Here is a 26026-nt window from a genome sequence, read left to right as displayed (position 1 = left end):
GACCGAGTCAAGATTAAAATCGGTCCCACGCAATAAAAAAACAAAAACGCCGCGAAATCCGACAGGATTCCGCGGCGCGATGGCTGCAGAGATGTTTATATTGCCCTGCTCACTCCGAGGGCATGTCCAGCGTTCGGCTGAACCACAGTGCGACCAGTGTACAGACTGCACCCGACATCAGGTAAATGCCGACCGCAAACAGTCCGAATTTGGACGAAAATCCGAGCGCCACGAGCGGTGCAAAACCAGCGCCGATCAGCCAGGAAATATCCGAGGTGAGCGAAGCGCCGGTATAACGGTATTCGCGGCTGAAGCGGGAGGCGAGCGCACCGCCCGCCTGGCCGAAGGACAGGCCAAGCAATGCAAAGCCGACCAAGACGAAAAGATAACGCCCTATATCGCCCGAACTCAGCAGGAGCGGTGCCACGAGGCTGAAAAGACCGATCAGCACTGCGGCGAAAGCCAGCAGCTTCCGCCGGCCGATTTTGTCGGCGAGAATACCAGACACGACGATCATGCCGCCGGCGATGATGGCGCTGACGAATTGCACGAACAGAAAGTCCGAAACCCGCTGGGTGGTATTGAGGGAAACCCAGCTCAGCGGGAAGACCGTGACAAGATGGAAGAGCGCGAAGCTTGCCAGCGGCACGAAAGCGCCCGTCAGCACGACCGGAAACTGCGAGCGCAGCATCTTGAACACGGGGCGCGGCTCCAGCTCATGCTGTGCCAGCATGGACTGGAATTCCGGCGTGACAATCATGCGCAGGCGGGCAAAGAGCGCGAGAACATTGAGCGCCAGTGCAACGAAGAACGGGAAACGCCAGCCCCAGGCCAGGAATTCCGCGCTGGAGAGCTGCGTCACGAACACGATGAAGAATGCGCTGGCAAGACCAAAGCCCATCGCCGCACCAATTTGCGGCATCATGGCGTACCAGCCGCGCTGCTTCGGCGGTGCGTTCATGGCGAGGAGCGAGACAAGACCATCCCAGGCACCGCCAAGACCAAGTCCCTGACCGATACGGAATACCGCCAGAAGACAGGGGGCAAGCATGCCGGCTTCCGCATAGGACGGAAGAAAGCTGATCGCCATGGTGGAACCGCAAAGCGTGAACAGGGCCGCCATCAGCTTGACGGCACGGCCGAACTTTCGGTCGATCTGGAGGAAGATCAATGAACCGATCGGCCTTGCGATGAAGGCCAGCGAGAAGACCGCGAAGGAATAAAGCGTCGCCGTCAGCGGATCGACGAAGGAAAAGAAGACATGCGGAAAAACGAGCGCGGAGGCGATGGCGTAGATGAAAAAGTCGAAAAACTCCGTCATTCTCGCAAGAATGACAGCAATTGTAATGCGATCCGGATCGACCTTGACCGGATCGGTCCCATGTCCCTTCGCTTCCGGCGCCTGCCCAAAAGATGGAGCAGCATCAGTATAACTCATAATATCCCTCCTGCGTCATGGACGAACCATTTCCTGTAACGCGCCGGCTCCTCTTCCTTAGCGTTACGATGCGACGGATTGTCACACGCACCCTACGTAACGTCAATTGAAGTTTGATAAGAAAGGCTTGCCCCGCAAGCTCCCTATGCGATAATGCAGCCGCTCCGCCTTCAAACGCGGCTCCGCTAAGCCTATGGTGCATCGCGAAGGTTTCGCTGCACCGCGACAATATACCTCATTTCAAAAATGATGTTCGGCAATTAATCGCGGCATAATCCAAACTGTACGAGTTCAAAGAACGTGCGCATGATCAAGAAAATCACATCTGCCCTTCTGGCAATCCCCGCACTGCTGCTGCTTAGCGGCTGTAACCTCGTGGTGATGAACCCTTCGGGCGACGTCGCCATCCAGCAGCGCGACCTCATCATCACGTCCACGGTTCTGATGCTGCTCATCATCGTCCCGGTTATCGCCCTGACGCTGTTCTTCGCATGGAAGTATCGCGAATCGGCGAAGGCCGAGGATTACGATCCCGAATGGCATCACTCGACGCGCCTTGAAATGGTGATCTGGTCCGCCCCGGTCGCCATCATCCTGATGCTAGGCACGGTGACCTGGATTTCCACCCACCGTCTCGACCCCTACCGCCCGCTGGAGCGTATCGACGAAAACCGTCAGGTTACCGCCGAAACCAAGCCGCTTACGGTGGAAGTGGTGGCCATGGACTGGAAGTGGCTGTTCTTCTACCCCGAGCTCGGCATTGGCAGCGTCAATGAATTCGCAGCTCCGGTCGATGTTCCGATCAACTTCAAGATCACCGGCACGACCGCGATGAATTCGTTCTTCGTTCCCGCACTCGCCGGCCAGATCTACGCCATGGGTGGCATGCAGACCAAGCTGCACGCGGTCATCAACAAGGAAGGCGTTTATGACGGCTTCTCGGCCAACTTCTCCGGCCCTGGCTTCTCGCATATGCGCTTCAAGTTCCATGGTCTCAGCCAGCAAGGCTTCGATCAGTGGGTTGCGAAGATCAAGGATGGCGGCAAAGGCTTCGGCCGCCAGGAATATCTCGACTTTGCCAAGCCTTCGGAACGTGAGCCGGTGCAATATTTCGCCTCCGTCGATCCGCAGCTTTACGATGCCATCCTCAACCGCTGTGTCGAGCCCAACAAGCTCTGCATGCGTGACATGATGCATATCGACGCCAAGGGCGGCGGCGGCAAGGAAGGCATCGATATCGCCAAGGCGCTGAACTCCGTCGTCTGTACACCGCTTTCACCTTACGGTGTCGCCAGCGGACCCCAATCCACTCCGGCTGCGATCGAAGGACAGACTTTCGAACCCGCGGCGCTGCCGGAAACGAAACAAGTCGCTGGCTGACGGATAAGTCCCGGCATTATGCGGCGCGGCCAATGGCTGCGCCGATCTTATGTCTTAGAATCGCAAGAGGCTAAAAATGATCGTCAATTCCGATCAAACGTCATTCCTGTTCGGGAAGCTGACATGGGAGTCCATCCCGCTTCACGAGCCCATTCTCGTCGCGACCTTCGCGGCAGTGGCTCTGGGCGGCATCGCCGTCGTCGGCGCCCTCACCTATTTCCGGCTGTGGGGTTATCTCTGGAATGAGTGGTTCACGAGCATCGATCATAAGAAGATCGGTATCATGTACATCATTCTGGCACTCGTCATGCTGCTGCGCGGTTTCGCAGATGCCATCATGATGCGCGTCCAGCAGGCGATCGCCTCCGGCGGATCGGAAGGCTATCTTCCGCCGCACCATTACGACCAGATTTTCACGGCCCATGGCGTCATCATGATCTTCTTCATGGCCATGCCGATGATCACCGGTCTCATGAACTTCGTCGTGCCGCTGCAAATCGGCGCCCGCGACGTTTCGTTCCCCTTCCTCAACAACTTCTCGTTCTGGATGACCACGGCCGGCGCCGTCATCACCATGATCTCGCTATTCATCGGTGAATATGCGCAGACTGGCTGGCTTGCCTATCCGCCGCTTTCCGGCATCGACGGAAGTCCGGGCGTGGGTGTGGATTATTACATCTGGGGTCTGCAGATCGCCGGTGTGGGCACGACGCTCTCTGGTATCAACCTGATAGTCACGATCATCAAGATGCGCGCACCTGGCATGACAATGATGCGCCTGCCGATCTTCGTCTGGACGTCGCTGTGTTCGAACATCCTGATCGTGGCATCCTTCCCGATCCTCACCGGCACGCTCGCCCTTCTGACCCTTGACCGTTACGTTGGCACGAATTTCTTCACCAACGATCTCGGCGGCAACCCGATGATGTATGTCAACCTCATCTGGATCTGGGGCCATCCCGAAGTTTACATCCTGGTGCTGCCGGCCTTCGGCGTCTTCTCGGAAATCGTCTCGACCTTCTCCAACAAGCGTCTTTTCGGTTATGCCTCGATGGTCTATGCGACGGGTGTCATCACCATCCTCGCCTACATCGTTTGGCTGCACCACTTCTTCACCATGGGTTCCGGCGCAAGCGTCAACGCTTTCTTCGGCATCACCACGATGATCATATCGATCCCGACCGGTGCGAAGATCTTCAACTGGCTCTTCACCATGTACAAGGGCCGCATCAAGTTCGACGTTCCGATGCTGTGGACGATCGGTTTCATGATCACCTTCGTCATCGGCGGCATGACCGGCGTTCTTCTCGCTGTTCCGCCGGCGGACTTCGTGCTCCACAACTCGCTGTTCCTCATCGCCCACTTCCACAACACCATCATCGGTGGCGTGGTGTTCGGTGTGCTTGCGGGTATCGTCTACTGGTTCCCGAAGGCCTTCGGCTATCGCCTCGATCCGTTCTGGGGCAAGCTGTCCTTCTGGTTCTGGTTCATCGGCTTTTACTTCGCCTTCATGCCGCTCTACATTCTCGGCCTGATGGGTGTGACCCGCCGTATCAGCCAGTTCGAAGACAATTCGCTCCAGATCTGGTTCCTGATCGCAGCCTTTGGCGCCTTCCTGATCGCGCTCGGCATCGCTTCCTTCGTCATCCAGCTCATCGTCAGCTTCTTGAAGCGCGATCAGCTCCGTGACGTGACAGGCGATCCCTATCATGGGCGTACGCTGGAGTGGTCGACCTCGTCGCCTCCGCCTGCCTACAACTTCGCTTTCACGCCGGTTGTGCATGATGTCGACGCCTGGGCGGACATGAAGAAGCGCGGTTACGACCGTCCCAAGGAAGGCTTCATCCCGATCCATATGCCGAAGAACACCGGTGCGGGCGTAATCATCAGCGCCATCAGCGTCGTGCTTGGCTTTGCCTTGGTGTGGCACATCTGGTGGCTGGCGGCTCTGTCCATGCTCGCCATCATCGCGGTCTCGATCGCCCATACCTTCAACTACAACCGCGAATACTACATTCCTGCCTCCGATGTTTCGACAGTCGAGGCGGAACGTACGAAGCTGCTTGCGGAACAGGCGTAACGAATATGGCTCATACACCTGCACAAAGCGCCGCGGGCGCGGAAACACCGGTCTTCTACCTCAAGGAAGACCACCATCCGGAGAACGGCACCTCGCTGGGCTTCTGGCTCTATCTGATGAGCGACTGCCTCATCTTCGCAACGCTGTTTGCCACCTATGCCGTTGTCGGCCGCAACTATGCGGCCGGCCCTTCGGGCGCAGATCTGTTCGATCTGAAGCTTGTGGCGATCAACACCGCCTTCCTGCTTTTCTCTTCCATCACATATGGCTTCGCCATGCTGGAAATGGAAAAGCAGAAGGTGAAGACGACGCTGATCTGGCTCGGCATTACCGGTCTCTTCGGTCTCGCCTTCCTCGCCGTGGAACTTTACGAGTTCCATCACCTGATCGAAGAAGGTGCAGGTCCACAGCGTTCGGCGTTCCTTTCCGCCTTCTTCGCGCTGGTTGGTACGCACGGTCTGCACGTGACCTTCGGCGTAATCTGGCTCGTCACACTGATGTTCCAGGTCGCAAAGCATGGTCTGATCGCCGCAAACAAGCGTCGCCTGATGTGCCTGTCGATGTTCTGGCACTTCCTTGACGTCATCTGGATCGGCGTCTTCTCCTTCGTTTATCTCATGGGAGTTCTTTGATGAGTTCCGAAGCACACGCACACCACGACGCGCATGGCGACGACCATCATCACCATGATGGCGCCAGCCACGGCACGTTCAAAAGCTATATGATCGGCTTCGTCCTGTCGGTCATCCTGACGGCGATCCCGTTCTGGCTGGTCATGGGCGACGTTCTTGAAAACAAGACGCTGCTGGTCATCGCGATCATGGGTCTCGGCGTCATCCAGATCTTCGTGCACATGATCTACTTCCTGCACATGGACACCAAATCCGAAGGCGGCTGGACCTTCATGGCGCTGATCTTCACCGTCGTGGTGCTGCTGATCACGCTCTCCGGCTCACTCTGGGTCATGTACAACATGAACAAGAACATGATGCCGCTGCACATCGAGGATGTGAAAAACCTGCCCTGAGCAGCCATAGATCAACGGCCTGCCGGATTTCCGGCGGGCCGCTTTCTGCGCCAGCACACGACCCCCGCAGCGCATAACCCCATGAATCGTCGGCGCGATTTATGGGGTTATTTGCTGGAAGACCCGGATGCCGACAGCCGACAGTGTTGCCGCAGCAAACCGCATGGCCTTGCAAGGACTGTGAAACCATGACCGATCCGTCGACAACCGCCCCGCACACGCGACGCATCCGCCCCGCAGCAATCGTCGTCCTGCTTCTGACTATTGTACTGACAGGCTTCCTGCTGGCGCTTGGAACATGGCAGGTTCAACGCCTCTTCTGGAAGCTCGATCTCATCGAACGCGTCGAAGCTCGCGCCCATGCCGCACCTGTGGATGCACCGGCAGCCAGCGAATGGCCGGCCCTTGCCGATCCCGCAGAGTATGAATATCGCCGCGTGAAACTGTCAGGCACCTTCCTCAACGACAAGGAGGTCCAGGTCTATACGGTCAGTGATCTCGGGCCCGGCTACTGGGTGATGACGCCGCTGAGACGCGATGACGGATCGAATATCATCGTCAATCGTGGCTTCGTGCCTTCCGACAAACGCGATCCATCCTCGCGCCGCGAAGGGGAACCAACCGGGCAGGTCGAGATCGTCGGGCTGATGCGCGCGCCAGAAACCGGCGGGCTTTTCCTTCGAACCAACGATCCGGCAAATCGGCGCTGGTACTCCCGCAATATCCCGCAGATATCGCAGGCATCCGGCCTTTCCGGCGTGGCGCCCTTTTATGTCGATGCCGATGCGACGCCCAATCCGGGTGGCCTACCGGTCGGCGGCAAGACCATGCTCACCTTCCCCAACAACCACCTGTCCTACGCCATCACATGGTACATTCTGGCGGCCATGGTAATTGCCGCTGGATGGTATGTGCTGCGCAATCTCAACGCACCGAAATCGAAACGGGAAGAGGATTGAACAGCCGGTTTTACCGGATGGTTCATAAAATCACTTCCTTCTTCACGTTTTGCTGATCTATAACGACAGTTCGGCCTGACATTGCCCGTCGGCGCATTTTCGTTTCGGTGAGTTATGGCAAGAGCATTTCTTCTCGTTCTGGATTCCTTCGGTGTCGGCGGTGCGCCTGACGCGGAGCATTATGGCGACCTCGGCGCCAATACGCTCGGTCATATCGCCGAATTCTGCGCGGCAGGTGCTGCCGACAGGCCGGGCCTTCGGGCGGGTCCGCTGAAGCTGCCCAACATGTCTTCGCTTGGTCTTCTGGAGATTGCACGACAAGCAAGCGGCGACATTCCCGCCGGCATGGAGCCGCCGGAGCGTATTTTCGGCCTGCATGGCTCTGCCAGCGAAATATCGAAGGGCAAGGATACGCCCTCAGGCCATTGGGAGATCGCGGGCACGCCCGTCACCTTCGACTGGGGCTACTTCCCGACAGAAGGCGACGCCTTTTCTCCCGAACTGGTGGAAGCCATCTGCACGCAAGCGGATATTCCAGGCATTCTCGGCAATTGCCACGCTTCCGGCACCGAGATCATCGCGACGTTTGGCGAAGAGCATATCAGGAGCGGCAAGCCGATCTGCTACACCTCATCCGATTCCGTGTTCCAGATCGCCGCGCATGAGACCCATTTCGGATTGCAGCGGCTCGTCACGCTCTGCGAGACGGTGCGCAAGCTGCTCGATCCGCTGAATATCGGCCGTGTCATTGCCCGTCCCTTCATCGGCGAGACGGTAGCAACCTTCGAACGCACCGGCAACCGCCGCGATTTCTCCGTTCCGCCGCCCGAACAGACATTGCTCGACCGCCTTGTGGAGGCTGGCAGGAAAGTGCACGCGATCGGCAAGATCGGCGATATCTATGCCCACAAGGGTGTCTCGCGCGTCATCAAGGCAAATGGCAACAGCGCCCTGATGGATGCAACGCTGCACGCTATTGACGAAGCCGAAAACGGCGATCTTGTCTTCACCAATTTCGTGGATTTCGACATGCTCTACGGCCATCGCCGCGATGTTGCCGGTTATGCGGCGGCGCTTGAAGCCTTCGATGCGCGCATTCCGGAAATCCATCGCAAAATGGCGCCGGGCGACATCGCCATTCTTACCGCTGACCATGGTTGCGATCCCACATGGCGGGGCACGGACCATACACGGGAAAGAGTCCCGATCATGGCATTCGGGCCGGGCATCCGCTCCCGCGATGTCGGCATTCGTTCAAGCTACGCCGACATCGGCGAAAGCATCGCCCACCATCTAGGAATCGAGGCCGGTTCGCACGGCAGGAGCTTCATTTGACATCGCATTTGCTGAAAGCGGAAATTCACTGCCACCTGGAAGGTGCGGCACCCCCTGCCCTCGTCGCAAAACAGGCTGAGAAATACGGCATAGAAACCAGTAGCTTTCTGCGCGACGGCCAGTACGTCTGGTCGGATTTTGCGCAATTCATCCAGTGCTACGATGCGGTGGCGCAGGTGTTCAAGACCGATGAGGACTATGCGGTTCTGACGCAAACCTATCTGACCGAACTTGCCGAGGCCAATACGATCTATAGCGAGCTCATCATCTCGCCCGATCATGGCGACCGCATCGGGCTCGGCGCTGACGCCTATCTCTCCGGTATCGCCGAGGGCATCCGGATCGCGAAAGAAAAGACCGGTATCGAAACCCGCATCATCGTGACCGGCGAGCGGCATTTCGGTCCTGAACGGGTCATCGCGGCGGCTGAATATGCGGCACGGACGAAACACCCGCTGGTGACCGGTTTCAACATGGCGGGCGAGGAGCGCATGGGCCGCGTCGCCGATTACGCACGCGCCTTCGACATTGCCCGCGATGCCGGACTTGGGCTGACCATCCATGCGGGTGAGGTCTGCGGACCGGAAAGCGTCGTCGATGCGCTCGACCTCGTAAAGCCGTCGCGCATCGGCCATGGCGTGCGCGCCATCGAAGACGCGGCTCTCGTCGATCGGCTGGTTGAGGCGGGAACAGTGCTTGAGGTCTGCCCAGGATCAAATATCGCGCTCAACGTTTATCCCGATTTCGGCAGCCATCCGCTGAGGGCGTTGCGCGATGCCGGGGTGCGCGTCTGCATCAGTTCCGACGATCCGCCATTCTTCTTTACCTCGCTTGCCCGGGAATATGCGCTGGCTGCGGATGCCTTCGGTTTCAGCGATGCCGAGATTAACCGCATGACCCGAACCGCACTGGAAAGCGCCTTTGTGGATGAAGTCACACGCGCCCGGCTGCTTGCGAAACTCGATAGCCACTAGGCATCGGTTGGCGGGGTAAAACCGCGAAGAAGGCTTGCGAAAAGCCTGCTTTCGGTGAATTACAGGGGCACAGGATAAAAAAGGAAGGCCAGTTTCATGGACGGCGTCACAGTCATCGAACATCCGCTGGTGCGGCACAAACTTACCATCATGCGCAAGAAGGAAACCTCGACAGCCGGCTTCCGCCGCCTGCTCAGGGAAATCTCGACGCTGCTCTGCTATGAAGTGACGCGCGACCTTGAAATGACGATGGAAACCATCGATACGCCGCTCGAAACCATCGAGGCTCCGGTGCTGGAGGGCAAGAAGCTGGTTTTCGCCTCCATCCTGCGTGCCGGCAACGGCCTTCTGGAAGGCATGCTCGAACTCGTGCCTTCGGCGCGTGTTGCGCATATCGGTGTGTATCGCGATCACGATACGCTGGAGGCGGTCGAATATTACTTCAAGGCTCCCGAAAGCCTCGATGCCCGCCTTATCATCGTCGTCGATCCAATGCTGGCGACCGGCAATTCCTCCATCGCTGCGGTTGAAAAGCTGAAAGAGCGGGGCGCGAAGAACATCCGCTTCCTGTGTCTGCTGGCTGCACCCGAAGGCATCAAGAATTTCCGTGAAGCGCATCCCGATGTGCCGATCTATACTGCCGCAATCGACAAGCAGCTGAATGAAAAGGGTTATATCGTTCCCGGCCTCGGCGATGCAGGCGACCGCATGTACGGCACGAAATAACACCGTTCATCATCGCTTAACCGTTTGAGCCATTCGCCGACCAACAAGCGGCGAATGGCTTTTTTCTTTTAAGATTTCAGCATGTTTTGCGTCTATTCTGCATAGGGATAACCCTGCCTTCTCAGGAGCGACGACTTGCTGGCGCGTACGATTTTTCTGCTCATCGGTCTTTCGGTCAGCGCCACGCAGATTCCGGCGCTGGTGGAAAAATTTCAGCCGCGCCCGGAAGCCAAGGTGGAAAAAGCCGAAGTCAAATCGGAAGCCGTCAAACCGGAACCCGTTTCGCTTGGTGGCGTCAATCTGAGAGCGGACGCACGCGGCCACTTCAACGCCGCCTTCCGTATCAACGGTAAATCTTTCGACGGGCTTGTCGATACCGGCGCCTCCATGGTTGCCATCAATGAGACGATCGCCCGGCGGCTCGGTTTCGGCGTCAACAGCCTCGATTTCAAATATCCGATCTCAACCGCCAACGGCCAGACCATGGCGGCCTATCTGAAGCTCGACCGGGTGGAAATCGGCACGATCCGCGTTCAGAATGTCGACGCCATGGTGCTGAAAGATAATGCGTTGAGCAACATGCTTGTTGGCATGAGCTTCCTGAAACAACTATCGTCATTCAAGGTATCGGGTGGCGAAATGAGGCTGGTCAGGTAATTCGCTCGAGGACCACAGTGCTGGTTTCCATCGCAGTGTCAGCAACCCCATAGCAGGCCGTAATCCTTTTGACGGCAAGTTCCGCTTCTTGCTTAGAGGCCGCATGGACGCAGGCGATTGGTTCGCCTTTTTCCACTTTTGTGCCGAGCGGCAGGATATCGGAGATCCCGACCGAAGGATCGATCTTGTCTGACGGCATTCTTCTGCCGCCGCCAAGCTCGACAACGACCATGCCGAGATCGCGCGTCGCACAGGATGCCAGCCAGCCGCTGCGCTCAGCCGAAACCGGGAGAATGACCGGCGCCGATGGCAGGTAACGCGATGGATGATCGACAAAGTCCGCAGGCCCGCCAAGTGCTGCGACCATTTTCGCAAAGACTTCCATGGCACGCCCGGAGGAAAGGGCGGCCTCAGCCAGCACCTCGCCTTCATCCAGAGTGGCCGCGCTGCCCGCTTGCACCAGCATTTCCGCAGCAAAGGCAAGAACCACCTTTTCGAGACGTGTTCCCGCCTTACGGCCAGCCAGAAAGTCCAGGCAATTGACGATTTCGACCGCATTGCCTGCGGCATCGCCAAGCGGCTGGTTCATGTCGGTTATAAGAGCCGTCGTCGGCAGGCCTGCGCCATTTGCCACATCGACCAGCGCGACGGCGAGATTACGGGCATCCTCCACACTCTGCATGAAAGCGCCGTTGCCGACCTTCACATCCAGAACCAGCGTCTGAAGTCCGGCCGCAAGCTTCTTCGACAGAATGGAGGCGGTGATCAACGGGATGGAATCTACCGTCGCGGTCACGTCCCTGATAGCATAGAGGCGCTTGTCTGCGGGGGCGAGATCGCCCGTCTGGCCGATGATGGCACAGCCGACCGTCTTGACCGTCCGGCGGAACAGGGCTTCGTCCGGCATCACATCGTAACCGGGGATCGCTTCCAGCTTGTCGAGCGTACCCCCGGTATGGCCAAGGCCCCTGCCGGAAATCATCGGCACGGCAAGACCGCAGGCGGCAACGATCGGGGCGAGCATCAGGGAGACGTTGTCGCCGACGCCGCCGGTCGAGTGCTTGTCCGCCACCGGCCTGCCAATATCGTTCCAGGACAGGACATCACCGCTGTCGCGCATGGCGAGTGTCAGCGCCACCATCTCGTCGCGGTTCATACCCCGGAAAAACACCGCCATGGCAAAAGCAGCGGCCTGGCCTTCCGATATGCCGTCCTTGGACAGCGCCTCGATGAAAGCGGCAATCTCCTGCGGCGCAAGAGACAGGCCATCACGTTTGCGGCGGATGATTTCCTGCGGGATCAAGCTCAATACCCGCTGGCGGCCTTGGCCGGTTCGCCGCCGGCCAGCACGTTCAGGACATCATCGAGAACGCCGGAAGCGCCGAAGCGGAACGTGGACGGCATGGCCCAGTCGGGCGCCATGATTGTTTCCGCCAGCCGCAGATAAAGCGTGGCGTCTTCCACCGTGCCGACACCGCCGGCAGGCTTGAAGCCCACCTTCTGCCTGCTGTCGCGGATCGCCTGCAACATGATATCGGCGGCTTCCAGCGTGGCGTTGATGGCGACCTTACCTGTTGAGGTCTTGATGAAATCGGCCCCTTCGGCAATGGCGAGTTCGGAAGCACGACGAATGAGAGCCTTGTCCTTCAGCTCGCCGGTTTCGAGAATGACCTTGAGAAGAACGGGTGCGACGCAGACCTTGCGTACGGCAGCCACCATCTCGGAAACAGCCGTTTCATCGCCTGCTATGAACTTACGATAGGGGATGACCAGATCGATTTCGTCGGCACCGTCGCGGATAGCCGCCTCGGTCTCCGCCACCACGGTCGCAACATCCAGATCGCCCGAAGGAAAATTGACGACCGTGGCGATACGGATCGCATGGTCTTTTCCGAAAGCGGCACGCGCCTGGGCGACGAAACGCGGCCAGATGCAGATCGCGGCGGTATTGCCGTATTCGGTATGAGCCCTCTGGCACAAAGCAGCAATCTGCTCGGGCGTGCAGTCTTCCTTGAGGTTGGTCAGGTCCAGCAAGGATAGTGTCAGGGCAGCCGCTTCGCGCGGACGCTGGAGTTCCATGGTCACGCTCCTCCTGCGATCATTTCTTTCAAGATGGCGGCAAGCCTCTTGCCGCCTACCGGAGCCATGTCCTTGGTTTCCTCATGGCTCAGTTCAGCGCCAGTCATGCCGGCACCGTAATTGGTAATAACCGATGCGGCGGCAACGCGCATCCCGAAAAAGCGGGCGAGGATGACTTCCGGCACCGTGGACATGCCGACGGCATCCGCACCCAGCAGCCGCGCCATGCGGATTTCCGCCGGCGTTTCGAAACTCGGGCCGGAAAACCACATATAGACGCCGCCGAACAAGGGCACCGTCGCGCGGATCGCGGCATTACGCATCGCGAGCATCAGGTCCGGATCATAAGCCGTGGTCATGCCGACGAAGCGGTTGTCGCTCTCTTCGCCAATCAGCGGGTTCATGCCGGAATAATTGATATGATCGGTGATCTGCATGACCGAGCCGGGCGGTATGTCCTGCCTGACCGAGCCTGCAGAATTGGTGAGGATCAGCGACTGCACGCCAAGACCGGCGAGCGCCTCAATGACCGCGCGCATGGCGGCCGGATCGCCTTTTTCGTAATAGTGCACCCGGCCGGACAGCATCATCACCGGCTCGCCACCGAGATAACCGGCCACCAACTCGCCGGCATGGCCGGAAACGCCGCTTGCAGGGAAACCGGGAAGTTCGGCGTAGGGCACGCGGATCGCATCGCTGACCTCGTCCACAAGCGACCCCAGGCCTGAGCCCAGCACGATGGCGATGCGCGGCATCAGGCCATTCAGACGCTCCACCAGAATATCGATCAGCGTATCCGGCATCAGGGCAGCTCGGTCTTGAAGCTGAAGGGCAAAAGTTCATCCATGGTCATGACCTTCTGAACACCGGTTTCGTCACAGAGATAGACCTTGGTGTCTGGCGAGGCGAATTCGGCGATCTTCTGCCGGCAGCCGCCGCAGGGCGGGCAAAGAGCAAGCTTTTCCGCGATGACGGCGATCTCGCTTATTTTCTTTGCTCCACCCATGATCATGGCGCTGATGGCCGAAGGCTCGGCGCACCAGCCTTGAGGGAAGGAGAGGTTCTCGATATTGGCGCCCTTGTAGATTTTGCCGTCTTCAGCGCGGATTGCCGCACCGACAGGGAATTTCGAATAGGGCGCATAGGCAAAGGCCATGGCCTCCACCGCTGCCTCGAACAACTGATGGGACATTGGTTCACGGGACATGGATTTAACGCTCCTTCGCATAGGCAACGCCACCGGCCTTGGGGGGCTTGGCGACGCCGATGAAACCGGCAAGCAGGATGCAGGTCAGAATATAGGGCATTGCCTGGAAAATCTGCACCGGCACTTCACCGATACCCGGCACGGATTTGCCCTGCATGAAGTTGGCGAAAGCATCCAGGAAACCGAAGAGCAGGCATGCGAACATGACCGGCACCGGCTTCCATTTCGCGAAGATCAGCGCGGCGAGTGCGATATAGCCCTTGCCGGCCGACATGTTGGCGATGAAGGCCGCCGATTGCGCAACGGCGAGATAGGCGCCCGAAAAACCGCAGAGGAAGCCGGCAACGATGACGGCGCGGTAACGCATCCATGTCACCGAAATGCCCGCCGTATCGACCGCGCCCGGATTTTCACCCACCGCGCGCAGGCGAAGGCCGAAACGGGTGCGGTAAAGCACCCACCAGGACAGCGGCACCGCCAGAAAGGCGAGATAGGTCAGGATGTTGTTGCCGGAAATGACATTGGCGTAGAGCGGGCCGATGAAAGGCACTTCGCGCATCGCATCCGCACCAGGCAGGATGATCGGTGCGAAACGGCCTTCGCCCGGCAATTGCGGCGTGCGCCCGCCCTGCCCGAACCACGCCTGCCCCAGAACCACCGTCAGACCGGCGGCAATGAAGTTGAGCGCCACGCCCGACACGATCTGGTTGCCGCGATTTGTGATGACGGCAAAGCCGTGGATCAGCGAAAACAGGATGGAGACGGCAATGCCCGCAAGCAGGCCGGCCCAGGGATTTGCGGTGAGATAGGCGACACAAGCCGAAGCAAAGGCTGCCGCCAGCATCTTGCCTTCAAGGCCGATATCGAACACGCCCGCGCGTTCGGAAAACAGCCCGGCAAGCGCCGTGAACAGAAGCGGGATGGTGAGGCGGACGGTCGAGCCGAGAATGCTGACCAGCATATCGAAGAAATCCATATCAGCTCACCCCTTTGCCAAGCGCTGGTAGATGCGGACGATCGCCGGCCGGTACATATATTCGAGCGCGCCGGCAAACAGGATAACCAGACCCTGGATGACGACGATCATCTCACGGGTAATATTCGGCATCTCGAAAGAGAGGTCTGCACCACCCTGATAGAGAATGCCGAACAGCAGCGCCGAAAACAGGATGCCGAGCGGGTGGCTTCGCCCCATCAGCGAGACGGCGATGCCGACGAAACCCGCACCGCCGACAAATTCCACCTGCAAGCGGGCGGACGCGCCCATGACCGGGTTCAGCGCCATCATACCTGCCAGACCGCCGGAAATGAGCATGGCGATGATGACGGTGCGCGCATAGGGAATGCCGGCATAGACGGCGGCCGAGGGGCTGACGCCGAGCGTGCGCATCTCATAACCGAGCTTGGTGCGCCAGATCAGCACCCAGACGAGAAAACACATGACCAGTGCGATGATGAAGGAGACGTTGAACGGCGCCGGCCCGAGCTTCAGGCCGAACAGCGCCATCAGCCAGTCGAGCTTCGGCAATTGCCCACCTGGCAGAAAGGTGCGCGTTTCCGGCGCCATCTTGCCCGGCACGATCAGCACGTTCACCAGCAGATAGACCATTAACGCCGCAGCGATGAAGTTGAACATGATGGTGGTTATGACGACGTGGCTACCGCGTTTTGCCTGCAGCCATGCCGGAATAAACGCCCAGGCCGCGCCGAAAACCGCAGCGCCGATGATGGCGAAGGGCATCGTCACATACCAGGGCACATAACGGTCGAGCGCCAGCGCCACCAGCGCCGCGCCCAGTCCGCCAATATAGGCCTGGCCTTCAGAACCGATGTTGAACAGACCGGCATGGAAGGCGACCGCCACAGATAGGCCGGTGAAGATGAAACTCGTCGTATAAAACAGCGTGAAGCCGATGGCATCGCCACGACCTAGCGCACCTTCGATGAGCAGGCGAAGCGCCGCGAGCGGATTTTCACCGATAGACCAGACGACGAGGCCGGAAATCAGAAATGCGGTAACTACATTTAAAAACGGCAGGAGGCCGTAGGTGATCCAGTTTGGCAGGGGTACGGAAGCGGTGCTCATTCATGCCTCATGCGGCGATGCCGGCCATCATCAGGCCCAGCGTCTGTTCTTCGGCTTCCGCCGTTTTTTCTCCAACGACACGCCCGGCGAACATGACCATGATCCGGTCCGAAAGGGAACGGATTTCATCGAGTTCAACCGAAACCAGCAAGATCGCCTTGCCGGCATCGCGCATTTCGATGATGCGGCGATGGATGAATTCGATGGCGCCGATATCCACACCGCGGGTCGGCTGGCCGATGATCAGCATCTTGGGGTCACGCTCGATTTCGCGGGCAACGACGATCTTCTGCTGGTTGCCGCCGGAAAAATTGGCGGTCTTCAGCTGCGGGTTCGGCGGGCGGATATCGTATTTCTCGATCTTTTCGACCGCATCCTTGCGGATGGCCTCGGGGTTGAGGAAAGGACCTTTGCCGTATCGCTCGTCATGGTGATAGCCGAGGATGGAATTTTCATATTCCTCGAATTTCAGCACCAGCCCCATATGGTGCCGGTCTTCCGGAATATGTGCGAGACCGAGTTCGCGCAGAATGGACGGATCGGGCCGATCAACCTTCTGCCCGGCCACCCATATCTCGCCCGAGTAAGGCTTGCGGATGCCTGCAATCGCTTCGAGGAGCTCAGACTGGCCATTGCCGGCCACACCGGCGATGCCGACGATTTCACCGGCGCGGACATCCAGCGAGACATCGTCGACCATGGTGACACCGCGGCTGTCCTTGACGGTCAGATTACGGATGGAAAGGAGAACCTCGCCCGGCGTCGTCTCGCCTTTTTCCACCCGTAGCAGCACGCGACGGCCGACCATCAGTTCGGCCAGTTCCTCAACGCTGGTTTCGGAGGTTTTGCGGGTCGCCACCATTTCGCCGCGGCGCATGACGGAGACGGAATCCGTGATCGCCATGATCTCGCGCAGCTTGTGGGTGATGAGGATGACGGTTTTGCCCTGCTCACGCAGGACACCGAGGATCTTGAAAAGATGATCGGCTTCCGCAGGCGTGAGAACGCCGGTCGGCTCGTCGAGGATCAGGATTTCGGCGCCACGATACATGGCTTTCAGGATTTCGACGCGCTGTTGCAGGCCGACCGGCAGTTCCTCGATCACCGCATCCGGATCGACTTCCAGCCCGTAGTCGTCTTCAAGGCGCTTCAACTCCTTGCGCGCAGCCGCCCTGCCCTTGGCAAGCGATGCGCCGCCTTCCGCGCCCAGCATGACGTTTTCCAGCACGGTGAAATTTTCCACCAGCATGAAATGCTGATGGACCATGCCGATGCCAGCACTGATCGCAGCCTGGCTGTCGCGGATCGATACCGGCGCGCCGTTTACCCGGATTTCACCGGCATCAGCCTGGTAAAAACCGTAGAGGATCGACATCAGGGTCGATTTTCCGGCACCGTTTTCCCCGATGATGCCGTGGATCGTACCCTTGGCAACGGTCAGGTTGATATTCTTATTGGCGTGAACGGCACCGAATTTTTTATCGATGCCCACGAGTTCGATTGCTGGGTCCATACTCAAACCGAAACCTCTCCGAAGGCTGGATATGAAAAGGGCGCAAGGTGAAAAATCACCATGCGCCCCAGACACATATCATATCATTTCGGGCAGGAATTGTCCGCCATATAGTCATGAACCTTGATGGTGCCGGCAATGATGTCGGCCTTCGCCTTGTCCACGGCGGCGGTCATTTCCGGCGTGATAAGGGCCTTGTTGTTGTCATCGAGAGCATAGGCAACGCCGTCTTCCTTGACGCCGAGAGCAACGATGCCGGGGGTGAACTTGTCGTCCTTGGCATCCTTGTAGGCGTTGTAGACGGCCAGATCGACGCGCTTGACCATCGAGGTCAGAACCGAGCCGGGGTGCAGGTGGTTCTGGTTGGAATCGACGCCGATCGAGAATTTCTTGTTGTCGGCAGCGGTCTGCAACACGCCGATACCGGTCGCACCAGCTGCCGCGTAGATCACGTCAGCGCCCTGGTCGATCTGGTTCTTGGTCAGTTCGCCACCGCGCACCGGATCGTTCCAAGCCGCACCCGTGGTGCCGGTCATGTTCTGGAAGACTTCGATCTTGTCGTTGGCAGCCTTGGCGCCCTGCGCATAACCACAGGCGAATTTACGGATCAGCGGAATATCCATGCCGCCGATGAAGCCGACCTTACCGGTCTTGGAGGCCATGCCTGCCAGAAGACCGACGAGATAAGAGCCTTCGTGCTCCTTGTAGACGACCGAGCGGACATTCGGCAGCTCGACGACGGAATCGACGATGACGAACTTGGTGTCAGGGAATTCGGCTGCAACCTTTTCCATGGCCGACGTCCAGGCGAAGGACACGGCAACAACCGGGTTAAAGCCCTTGCTGGCGAAGTTGCGGATAGCCTGCTCACCCTGCGTATCGCTGGTCGGTTCAAAATCGCGGAACTCGATGCCCGTTTCTGCCTTGAACTTTTCAGCGCCAGCCGCGGCGGCTTCGTTGAACGACTTGTCGAACTTGCCGCCCGTACCATAAACCAATGCCGGCTTGATATCGGCAGCAAGCGCGGAAGCCGACATGGCGGCGAGCGCAAAAAGCGTCAGAAGGGATTTTTTCATTGTGCAGCCCTGTTGTTGCAATTGATATTTTAAGGGTCCTCCCGCAAACCCGTTGACCGGGAATGTCTGCGGAACCGCCAGCCGTTATCCCGGCTGTGCTTGGCTCATATCCTTGCATGGCTCAATGAAAAATTCATCCGGTTTTTTTGACCCGGTGGAAAAACTTTATTCTGGCGTTTTTTTGGTCTTTCCACCTGGGCAACGTGCAAAAAATCTAGTCGATATTGCAGCTTACGCCGGTTCCCCTGAGCCCGCAGTAGCCGCCCGGATTCTTGGCAAGATATTGCTGGTGATAGTCTTCCGCGTAATAAAATGTTTCAAGCGGTCCAATTTCGGTTGTGATGGCGCGGCCATGCCCCGCCTCGTCCAAAGCCTGCTGAAAAGCGTCGTGCGCCTTCTGCGCCTGCTGCAACTGGCCTTCGGTATTGGCATAGATGGCGGAACGATAGGTCGTGCCGACATCGTTTCCCTGCCGCATCCCTTGAGTCGGATCATGCTCCTCGAAGAATATCTTGAGCAGCCCTGACAGCGAGATGACGGCCGGATCGTAGACGACCTTGACCATTTCGGCGTGGCCCGTCTGGCCCGTCGTTGTCTCCTGATAGGTGGGATTGCGGGTAAAACCGCCGGCATAACCCACCGCCGTCACCCACACACCCGGCGTCTGCCAGAACAGGCGCTCCGCACCCCAGAAGCAACCCATACCCAGATAGATGATTTCCAAACCATCGGGATAAGGCCCCTTCAAGGGCCGGCCATTGACGAAATGGGTCTCGGGCACGGCAAGCGCCTCTTCACGGCCGGGCAAAGCCGTCTCTTCGGTCGGCATCGTCGTCTTTTTTGAAAGCGTATCGAACAGGAACATTCGGTCCTCCGTGCGGCCGATTATGCCGCTTCTCAGGGTTCACATCTGCGGGGCGCGCGCGCTGTCAGTTGATAAATTCAGACTGACGAACGCCTCATCACTTTGCGCTTCCTGTAACCGGCCATCCAGCAAAGCAGGGATAGCGCGAGGAAAAAAGCAAATGCCGGCAGTCCCGACAGGGCATTTTCAATGAAGCGCCACGCTTCAGGGTGAATATAGTGAGCCAAGGCCGTTTCCACCATGGTGCGCGAGGCAGGAAGAAGATAGTTCCAGACGGACAGGATGCCGGTGATATTGACCGAGGATGTGGAAACCGAGCGGATCGAATCGAGTACGCCAAGAAAAACAGCTGCAATGAGAAGAAGAAAGCTCAAAAACCGCAAAAAAGCTTTCATCAGGATACCTCGGTTGCGGCCCGTCGTTTCGACAGCCATGTTTTGAAAGATATATTGCATCGATAAAGGCGGGAAAACCGGTTTGCAATCGCATCGGAAGGCAGGAAATTGCCGACAATTCAAAAAACTGTCAGATTCGTGTTGATCCCAGCGAATTCATCGGTATATATCGCGCCGTTCCAGTGATTTGCATTCCTCAAAACATGCAGATTTGAAAAAAGGACAGGTGGCCGAGTGGTTTAAGGCGCACGCCTGGAACGCGTGTGTGCGTGAAAGCGTACCGTGGGTTCGAATCCCACCCTGTCCGCCATTTCACCTCACCTCAATGACTTTATAAACGCGCCTCCGCATCGCCATGACCGTGGCAGTCAAAGTCACGTTTTTGCCCTTCTGCAAGCCTTGATGGCTATGCTTCTGCACAGACAGGGGTTTCATCCGCTTTTTTGCAGCGCTTCACCCTCTCTTGCGCCTTGCAGCAGGAAAAATCGCTCCTTATATACGCCGCATAACAGCAGCGAATACTGCAAATCCAAGTCAAGGAGTTGTCCATGGAATGCCTCACGGGGTTCCGACAGCTCGCTTCAAGGAGAGAAGAGCATGGCAAAAGTAATCGGTATCGACCTTGGCACAACCAATTCCTGCGTTGCAGTGATGGACGGCAAGGACACGAAAGTTATTGAAAACGCGGAAGGCGCGCGCACTACGCCATCCATGGTGGCATTTTCCGACGATGGCGAACGCCTTGTCGGCCAGCCGGCCAAGCGCCAGGCGGTCACCAACCCGACCAACACCCTGTTTGCGGTCAAGCGCCTCATCGGTCGCCGTTATGAAGACCCGACCGTCGAAAAGGACAAGGCTCTCGTTCCCTTTGAAATCGTCAAGGGCGACAATGGCGACGCATGGGTGAAGGCTCAGGACAAGAACTATTCCCCTTCGCAGATTTCCGCGATGATCCTTCAGAAGATGAAGGAAACGGCTGAATCCTATCTCGGCGAAAAGGTCGAGAAGGCCGTCATCACCGTTCCGGCATACTTCAACGACGCCCAGCGCCAGGCCACCAAGGATGCCGGCCGCATTGCCGGTCTGGACGTCCTGCGCATCATCAACGAGCCGACCGCAGCAGCCCTCGCTTACGGCCTCGACAAGAAGGACGGCAAGACCATCGCCGTTTACGACCTTGGCGGCGGCACCTTCGATATTTCCGTTCTGGAAATCGGCGACGGCGTTTTCGAAGTGAAGTCCACCAACGGCGACACCTTCCTCGGCGGTGAAGACTTCGACATGCGTCTGGTCGAATATCTGGCCGGCGAGTTCAAGAAGGATCAGGGCATCGACCTGAAGAACGACAAGCTCGCTCTGCAGCGCCTCAAGGAAGCTGCCGAAAAGGCCAAGATCGAACTTTCGTCCTCGCAGCAGACCGAAATCAACCTGCCGTTCATCACGGCTGACGCTTCCGGTCCGAAGCACCTGACGCTGAAGCTGACCCGCGCCAAGTTCGAAAGCCTGGTGGACGATCTGGTGCAGCGCACCGTCGCCCCTTGCAAGGCTGCCCTCAAGGATGCCGGCGTTACCGCTGCCGAGATCGATGAAGTCGTTCTCGTTGGTGGCATGAGCCGCATGCCGAAGGTACAGGAAGTCGTCAAGCAGCTGTTCGGCAAGGAGCCGCACAAGGGCGTGAACCCTGATGAAGTGGTTGCCATGGGCGCCGCCATTCAGGCCGGCGTTCTGCAGGGCGACGTCAAGGACGTTCTGCTTCTCGACGTGACCCCGCTGTCGCTCGGCATCGAAACGCTGGGTGGCGTCTTCACCCGTCTGATCGATCGCAACACGACGATCCCGACGAAGAAGAGCCAGACTTTCTCGACCGCCGAAGACAGCCAGTCGGCCGTGACGATCCGTGTCTCGCAGGGCGAGCGCGAAATGGCACAGGATAACAAGCTGCTCGGCCAGTTCGACCTCGTCGGCCTGCCGCCGGCACCCCGCGGCGTTCCGCAGATCGAAGTGACCTTCGATATCGACGCCAACGGCATCGTGCAGGTTTCGGCGAAAGACAAGGGCACCGGCAAGGAACAGCAGATCCGTATCCAGGCTTCCGGTGGTCTTTCCGACGCCGACATCGAGAAGATGGTCAAGGACGCTGAAGCCAATGCCGAAGCCGACAAGAAGCGTCGTGCGGGTGTCGAAGCCAAGAACCAAGCCGAAAGCCTCGTTCACTCCACCGAGAAATCGGTGAAGGAATATGGCGACAAGGTTTCCGAAACCGACCGCAAGGCCATAGAAGACGCCATTGCCAGCCTGAAGACGGCCGTTGAGGCTTCCGAACCGGATGCCGACGACATTCAGGCAAAGACCCAGACCCTCATGGAAGTTTCCATGAAGCTCGGTCAGGCCATCTACGAAGCGCAGCAGGCTGAAGCCGGCGCTAACGGAGAAGGCGGCAAGGACGACGTCGTCGACGCCGACTATGAGGAAATCAAGGACGACAAGAAGTCCGCATAATCGCGTGACTTCCTGTCTCCTGTCGATACATGCAAGACATCCGGCTGCCGAAGTGCAGCCGGAAATCCATTTGCGAGGCTTGTTATCTTAATGGCGAAAGCAGACTTTTACGAAACACTCGGCGTCAGCAAGACCGCGGACGAAAAAGAGCTGAAAAGCGCCTTCCGCAAACTCGCGATGAAATACCATCCGGACAAGAACCCGGATGATGCTGATTCCGAACGGAAGTTCAAGGAAATCAACGAAGCCTATGAAACGCTGAAGGACCCGCAAAAACGCGCGGCCTATGACCGTTTTGGCCACGCCGCCTTTGAAAATGGCGGCATGGGCGGCGGTGGTATGGGCGGCGGCGGTTTCGCCAACGGCGGCTTCTCGGATATCTTCGAAGACATCTTCGGCGAGATGATGGGCGGCGGACGCGCACGCCGCTCTTCCGGCGGTCGCGAGCGCGGCGCCGACCTTCGCTACAACATGGAAATCACGCTGGAAGAAGCCTTTGCCGGCAAGACGGCGCAGATCAGGGTTCCAACCTCGATAACCTGCGATGTCTGTTCCGGTTCCGGCGCAAAACCCGGCACGCAACCCAAAACCTGCGGCACCTGTCAGGGTTCCGGTCGCGTGCGCGCAGCCCAGGGCTTCTTCTCGGTAGAACGCACCTGCCCCACCTGCCACGGGCGCGGACAGACGATTTCCGATCCGTGCAGCAAGTGCCACGGCCAGGGCCGCGTGACGGAAGAGCGTTCGCTTTCGGTCAACATTCCCTCGGGTATCGAGGATGGCACCCGCATTCGCCTGCAGGGCGAAGGCGAAGCCGGCATGCGTGGCGGCCCGGCGGGTGATCTCTACATCTTCCTGTCCGTGCGTCCGCATGAGTTCTTCCAGCGCGACGGCGCCGATCTCTATTGCACCGTGCCGATCTCCATGACGACGGCCGCTCTTGGCGGCACCTTCGATGTCACGACGCTCGACGGCACGAAGTCTCGCGTCACGGTTCCGGAAGGCACCCAGCCAGGCAAGCAGTTCCGCCTGAAGGGCAAGGGCATGCCGGTGCTGCGTTCGGCGCAGACTGGCGATCTCTACATCCAGATCCAGATCGAGACACCGCAGAAGCTCAGCAAGCGCCAGCGCGAGCTGTTGCAGGAGTTCGAGCAACTCTCGTCCCAGGAGAATAATCCGGAATCGACCGGCTTCTTTGCCCGGATGAAGGAATTCTTCGACGGCTGATCTGCGGCCGTTACCCACCAAAAAAAGCGCCGCCGTCTTTCGGGACTGGCGGCGTTTTTCGTTGAAATCAGCCAGTAAAACCACCCGCATCAAGATATTGCCGTTCCTCCGGCGTCGTTTCCCGCAGCAATATGTCGTTGCGATGCGGAAAGCGGCCAAAACGCGCGACGATATCGCGATGCTCTTCGGCATGGTGGAGATAAAGCCCGCCAAGCGGCCGGTTGAGCGTGCAGGCACGCTCCTGATCCTCGATGCTTTCCGAATGGGAAAAGGGCAGATAGAAAAAGACCCGCAAATCCTCGGTCACCGCCTGATCGTGGCCGCGACGGATGGCCTCGCTGGCGAACATGCGTGCCAGCGGATCGGTCGCATACATATGCGCTGTCTCGCGAAAGCAGTTACGCGGGAACTGATCCAGCAGAAGCATCAGCGCGAGGCTGCTTTCCGCACCGTCCAGCCAGCCATCCAATTCGCGCCTTGCAGCGGCAAAATGGGCATCGCGGAAACGGTCATGAAAGTGATCGTCGAAGGCGGCGTCCTTGTCGAACCACTTGTCCGGTCCTGCCTGCTTCCAGAAATCCACAATTTCGGCGGCAAGTGCGGCTGTATCGCTCTTCATGGGGTCTCCCTCATCAATAATGCGGCGGCCGGGTAATTGCGGGCGCGTCCAGCGACTGCTCCTCAAGGCTCAGGAACCTTTCCGTCAACCGGTCGAGCTTGGCGCGGGTCTGTTCCACCACCTTCCACTGTTCCGTCAGCTGGTCGGACAGTTCCTCTATAGTCTTGGCCTGATGCGCGATCGTTTCCTCAAGCGCAATGATCCGTTTTTCGGTTTCCGACGTCATATCGACCTCTCTTTCCCGCCCTTCCTTGGCCCTAAAAAGCTTCAAGTCAACCATATGCCGCTTCGGTGAACCGGATTCCTCACAGCGATCCCATCAACGCAGAAACGCCGGCGACATTTCCATCACCGGCGTTCCGAATATTTCGAGACCTGCTCAATCTTCTTCTACGAAAACCTCTTCGCGCTTTTTCTTCACGCTGGGCAGGAAGACAATGATCAGCACGGCCAGAGCAATAAACAGCAGGGTAGCGCTGATCGGTCGGCTGACGAAGGTCGTCGGATCGCCACGTGACAGGATCATGGCGCGTCGCAGGTTTTCCTCCAGCAGCGGCCCAAGCACGAAGCCCAGCAGCAGCGGCGCCGGCTCGCAGCGCAGCTTCACGAGCACATAACCAATGAAGCCGAAGAAGGCGACGGCGTAGAGATCGAAGACGTTGGAATTAACGCTGTAAACCCCGATGGCGCAGAAGGCCATGATGATGGGGAAAAGCACGTAATAAGGCACCGTCAGCAGCTTCACCCAAAGCCCGATCAGGGGCAGGTTGAGGATGACGAGCATCAGATTGCCAATCCACATCGAGGCGATGATGCCCCAGAACAGCGCCGGCTGCTCGGTCGCAACGTTCGGGCCGGGCACGATGCCCTGAATGATCATCGCACCGATCATCAGCGCCATCACCGGGTTTGCGGGAATGCCGAGCGTCAAAAGCGGGATGAACGAGGTCTGGGCACCGGCATTATTGGCGGATTCCGGACCGGCAACACCGGCGACGGCACCGTGCCCAAACTCCTCAGGATGCTTGGAGACGCGTTTCTCGACGGTGTAGGATGCGAAGGCAGCGAGAATTGCACCGCCGCCGGGCAGGATGCCCAGTGCCGAACCGATGACCGTACCGCGCAGCACCGGGCCGACCATGGCCTTGAAGTCTTCCTTCGACGGCATCAGGCTGCTGACCTTGGCGATCAGCACCGAGCGCGTGCGCTCGTTTTCGAGATTGCGCAGGATTTCGGCGATACCGAATACGCCCACCGCCACCGCAACGAAATTCAGCCCATCGGCATATTCACGGATGCCGAGAGTGAAGCGTGGCGCGCCGCTGTAGATATCCGTGCCGACCAAACCGAGCAGCAGGCCAAGCACGACCATGGCCAGCGCCTTGACGATGGAACCATGGGCAAGCGCGATGGATGAGACGAGGCCGACGACCATCAGCGAGAAATATTCCGCCGCGCCGAATTCCAGCGCAATCGCCGTCAAAGGCGGTGCAAAGACTGCCACGAGAAAGGTGGAAACCGTGCCGGCGAAAAACGAGCCGATCGCGGCAATCGCAAGTGCGGCACCCGCCTTGCCCTTGCGCGCCATCTGGTAGCCGTCAATGGCGGTAACGGCGGATGAGGATTCACCCGGCATGTTGATGAGGATCGCCGTGGTGGAGCCGCCATATTGCGCGCCGTAATAGATGCCTGCGAGCATGATGAGCGATGAGACGGGCTCAAGCTGAAAGGTGATAGGCAACAGCATGGCGATGGTTGCGGTTGCGCCAATGCCCGGCAGCACGCCGATCAGCGTGCCGAGCAGCACGCCAATCAGGCAGAAGAACAGGTTTGCCAGCGACGTGGCCGTGACGAAACCGAGAGCAAGATTATCAAGCAATTCCATTA

General features: G+C 58.6%; 25 protein-coding genes and 1 tRNA gene. 12 read left to right on the top strand and 14 right to left on the bottom strand.

Features of this window, described 5'->3' with window-relative positions:
- Positions 1 to 109: 109 nt before the first annotated feature.
- Positions 110 to 1438: an MFS transporter gene (locus RBH71_RS13425; protein WP_003514422.1), complete on the bottom strand. Its 1329-nt coding sequence runs from the start codon at positions 1436 to 1438 to the stop codon at positions 110 to 112.
- A 306-nt stretch (positions 1439 to 1744) separates the two neighbouring features.
- Here RBH71_RS13425 and cyoA point away from each other — a divergent pair, with 306 nt between their 5' ends.
- From cyoA to RBH71_RS13380, 9 genes are all read left to right on the top strand, one after another.
- Complete coding sequence (cyoA, locus tag RBH71_RS13420) at positions 1745 to 2818, top strand: ubiquinol oxidase subunit II (RefSeq protein WP_003514421.1); 1074 nt, start codon at positions 1745 to 1747, stop codon at positions 2816 to 2818.
- A gap of 76 nt (positions 2819 to 2894) precedes the next feature.
- Positions 2895 to 4898, top strand: a complete 2004-nt coding sequence (cyoB, locus tag RBH71_RS13415) for a cytochrome o ubiquinol oxidase subunit I (RefSeq protein WP_003514419.1) — start codon at positions 2895 to 2897, stop codon at positions 4896 to 4898.
- A gap of 5 nt (positions 4899 to 4903) precedes the next feature.
- Positions 4904 to 5530: a cytochrome o ubiquinol oxidase subunit III gene (gene cyoC / locus RBH71_RS13410; protein ID WP_003514417.1), complete on the top strand. Its 627-nt coding sequence runs from the start codon at positions 4904 to 4906 to the stop codon at positions 5528 to 5530.
- The gene (cyoD, locus tag RBH71_RS13405) at positions 5530 to 5925 is read left to right on the top strand and encodes a cytochrome o ubiquinol oxidase subunit IV (protein ID WP_003514416.1); all 396 of its coding nucleotides are present in this window, start codon (positions 5530 to 5532) and stop codon (positions 5923 to 5925) included. Before cyoC ends, cyoD begins: the two co-directional genes overlap by 1 nt.
- Before the next feature lie 188 nt (positions 5926 to 6113).
- Positions 6114 to 6884, top strand: coding sequence for an SURF1 family protein (locus RBH71_RS13400; RefSeq protein ID WP_035251978.1), 771 nt, complete (start codon positions 6114 to 6116; stop codon positions 6882 to 6884).
- 114 nt (positions 6885 to 6998) lie between these two features.
- Positions 6999 to 8219 (top strand): phosphopentomutase, encoded by a 1221-nt coding sequence (locus RBH71_RS13395; RefSeq protein WP_003514414.1) that lies wholly within the window; start codon positions 6999 to 7001, stop codon positions 8217 to 8219.
- Positions 8216 to 9193 (top strand): adenosine deaminase, encoded by a 978-nt coding sequence (locus tag RBH71_RS13390; protein ID WP_003514413.1) that lies wholly within the window; start codon positions 8216 to 8218, stop codon positions 9191 to 9193. The genes RBH71_RS13395 and RBH71_RS13390 overlap by 4 nt, the downstream gene beginning before the upstream one ends.
- A gap of 96 nt (positions 9194 to 9289) precedes the next feature.
- Positions 9290 to 9919, top strand: a complete 630-nt coding sequence (gene upp / locus RBH71_RS13385; RefSeq protein WP_003493096.1) for a uracil phosphoribosyltransferase — start codon at positions 9290 to 9292, stop codon at positions 9917 to 9919.
- Positions 9920 to 10054: 135 nt separating this feature from the next.
- Positions 10055 to 10576, top strand: a complete 522-nt coding sequence (locus RBH71_RS13380) for a TIGR02281 family clan AA aspartic protease (RefSeq protein ID WP_003514411.1) — start codon at positions 10055 to 10057, stop codon at positions 10574 to 10576.
- Here RBH71_RS13380 and deoA read toward each other — a convergent pair.
- From deoA to RBH71_RS13330, 10 genes are all read right to left on the bottom strand, one after another.
- Complete coding sequence (gene deoA / locus RBH71_RS13375; protein ID WP_019564545.1) at positions 10569 to 11885, bottom strand: thymidine phosphorylase; 1317 nt, start codon at positions 11883 to 11885, stop codon at positions 10569 to 10571. The two genes, RBH71_RS13380 and deoA, sit on opposite strands and share 8 nt — an antisense overlap.
- Positions 11882 to 12655 carry a deoxyribose-phosphate aldolase gene (deoC, locus tag RBH71_RS13370; RefSeq protein WP_003514408.1) on the bottom strand — a complete coding sequence of 258 codons (774 nt, stop codon included), beginning with the start codon at positions 12653 to 12655 and terminating at the stop codon, positions 11882 to 11884. The genes deoA and deoC overlap by 4 nt, the downstream gene beginning before the upstream one ends.
- 2 nt (positions 12656 to 12657) lie before the next feature.
- Positions 12658 to 13458, bottom strand: a complete 801-nt coding sequence (locus RBH71_RS13365) for a purine-nucleoside phosphorylase (RefSeq protein ID WP_003514406.1) — start codon at positions 13456 to 13458, stop codon at positions 12658 to 12660.
- The gene (locus RBH71_RS13360; protein ID WP_003514404.1) at positions 13458 to 13847 is read right to left on the bottom strand and encodes a cytidine deaminase; all 390 of its coding nucleotides are present in this window, start codon (positions 13845 to 13847) and stop codon (positions 13458 to 13460) included. Before RBH71_RS13360 ends, RBH71_RS13365 begins: the two co-directional genes overlap by 1 nt.
- Positions 13848 to 13866: 19 nt before the next feature.
- Positions 13867 to 14838 (bottom strand): ABC transporter permease, encoded by a 972-nt coding sequence (locus RBH71_RS13355; protein ID WP_003514401.1) that lies wholly within the window; start codon positions 14836 to 14838, stop codon positions 13867 to 13869.
- Between the two features lie 6 nt (positions 14839 to 14844).
- Positions 14845 to 15948 (bottom strand): ABC transporter permease, encoded by a 1104-nt coding sequence (locus RBH71_RS13350; RefSeq protein ID WP_003514397.1) that lies wholly within the window; start codon positions 15946 to 15948, stop codon positions 14845 to 14847.
- Between the two features lie 7 nt (positions 15949 to 15955).
- On the bottom strand, positions 15956 to 17461 hold the full coding sequence (locus tag RBH71_RS13345; RefSeq protein ID WP_003514394.1) for an ABC transporter ATP-binding protein: 1506 nt from the start codon (positions 17459 to 17461) through the stop codon (positions 15956 to 15958).
- Between the two features lie 83 nt (positions 17462 to 17544).
- Positions 17545 to 18537 carry a BMP family lipoprotein gene (locus RBH71_RS13340; RefSeq protein WP_003514392.1) on the bottom strand — a complete coding sequence of 331 codons (993 nt, stop codon included), beginning with the start codon at positions 18535 to 18537 and terminating at the stop codon, positions 17545 to 17547.
- Positions 18538 to 18751: 214 nt separating this feature from the next.
- Positions 18752 to 19402, bottom strand: a complete 651-nt coding sequence (gene msrA / locus RBH71_RS13335; protein ID WP_003514391.1) for a peptide-methionine (S)-S-oxide reductase MsrA — start codon at positions 19400 to 19402, stop codon at positions 18752 to 18754.
- 77 nt (positions 19403 to 19479) lie between these two features.
- A complete protein-coding gene (locus RBH71_RS13330) occupies positions 19480 to 19797 on the bottom strand; it encodes a hypothetical protein (protein ID WP_013635245.1) in 318 nt (105 codons plus the stop codon).
- Between the two features lie 220 nt (positions 19798 to 20017).
- On the opposite strand from RBH71_RS13330, the gene RBH71_RS13325 reads away from it, so the two are divergent.
- From RBH71_RS13325 to dnaJ, 3 genes are all read left to right on the top strand, one after another.
- Positions 20018 to 20107 (top strand) — tRNA-Ser (locus tag RBH71_RS13325).
- 287 nt (positions 20108 to 20394) lie between these two features.
- Positions 20395 to 22296 (top strand): molecular chaperone DnaK, encoded by a 1902-nt coding sequence (gene dnaK, locus RBH71_RS13320; protein WP_003514373.1) that lies wholly within the window; start codon positions 20395 to 20397, stop codon positions 22294 to 22296.
- A 90-nt stretch (positions 22297 to 22386) separates the two neighbouring features.
- Positions 22387 to 23520 carry a molecular chaperone DnaJ gene (dnaJ, locus tag RBH71_RS13315; RefSeq protein WP_003514371.1) on the top strand — a complete coding sequence of 378 codons (1134 nt, stop codon included), beginning with the start codon at positions 22387 to 22389 and terminating at the stop codon, positions 23518 to 23520.
- Between the two features lie 67 nt (positions 23521 to 23587).
- On the opposite strand, the gene RBH71_RS13310 is transcribed toward dnaJ, so the two are convergent.
- The 3 genes from RBH71_RS13310 to RBH71_RS13300 all read right to left on the bottom strand — a co-directional run bounded on the left by RBH71_RS13310 (position 23588) and on the right by RBH71_RS13300 (position 26024).
- Positions 23588 to 24139 carry a DUF924 family protein gene (locus tag RBH71_RS13310; RefSeq protein ID WP_003514360.1) on the bottom strand — a complete coding sequence of 184 codons (552 nt, stop codon included), beginning with the start codon at positions 24137 to 24139 and terminating at the stop codon, positions 23588 to 23590.
- Positions 24140 to 24152: 13 nt separating this feature from the next.
- The gene (locus RBH71_RS13305) at positions 24153 to 24365 is read right to left on the bottom strand and encodes a SlyX family protein (RefSeq protein ID WP_013635242.1); all 213 of its coding nucleotides are present in this window, start codon (positions 24363 to 24365) and stop codon (positions 24153 to 24155) included.
- A 153-nt stretch (positions 24366 to 24518) separates the two neighbouring features.
- The gene (locus RBH71_RS13300) at positions 24519 to 26024 is read right to left on the bottom strand and encodes a tripartite tricarboxylate transporter permease (protein WP_003514356.1); all 1506 of its coding nucleotides are present in this window, start codon (positions 26022 to 26024) and stop codon (positions 24519 to 24521) included.
- Between the last annotated feature and the right edge of the window lie 2 nt (positions 26025 to 26026).

The organism is Rhizobium sp. AN68, assembly GCF_030758035.1.
Taxonomy (GTDB): domain Bacteria; phylum Pseudomonadota; class Alphaproteobacteria; order Rhizobiales; family Rhizobiaceae; genus Agrobacterium; species Agrobacterium tumefaciens.
The sequence above is the reverse complement of the archived record's forward strand: the minus strand, read 5'-3'. Positions and strand labels throughout refer to the sequence as shown.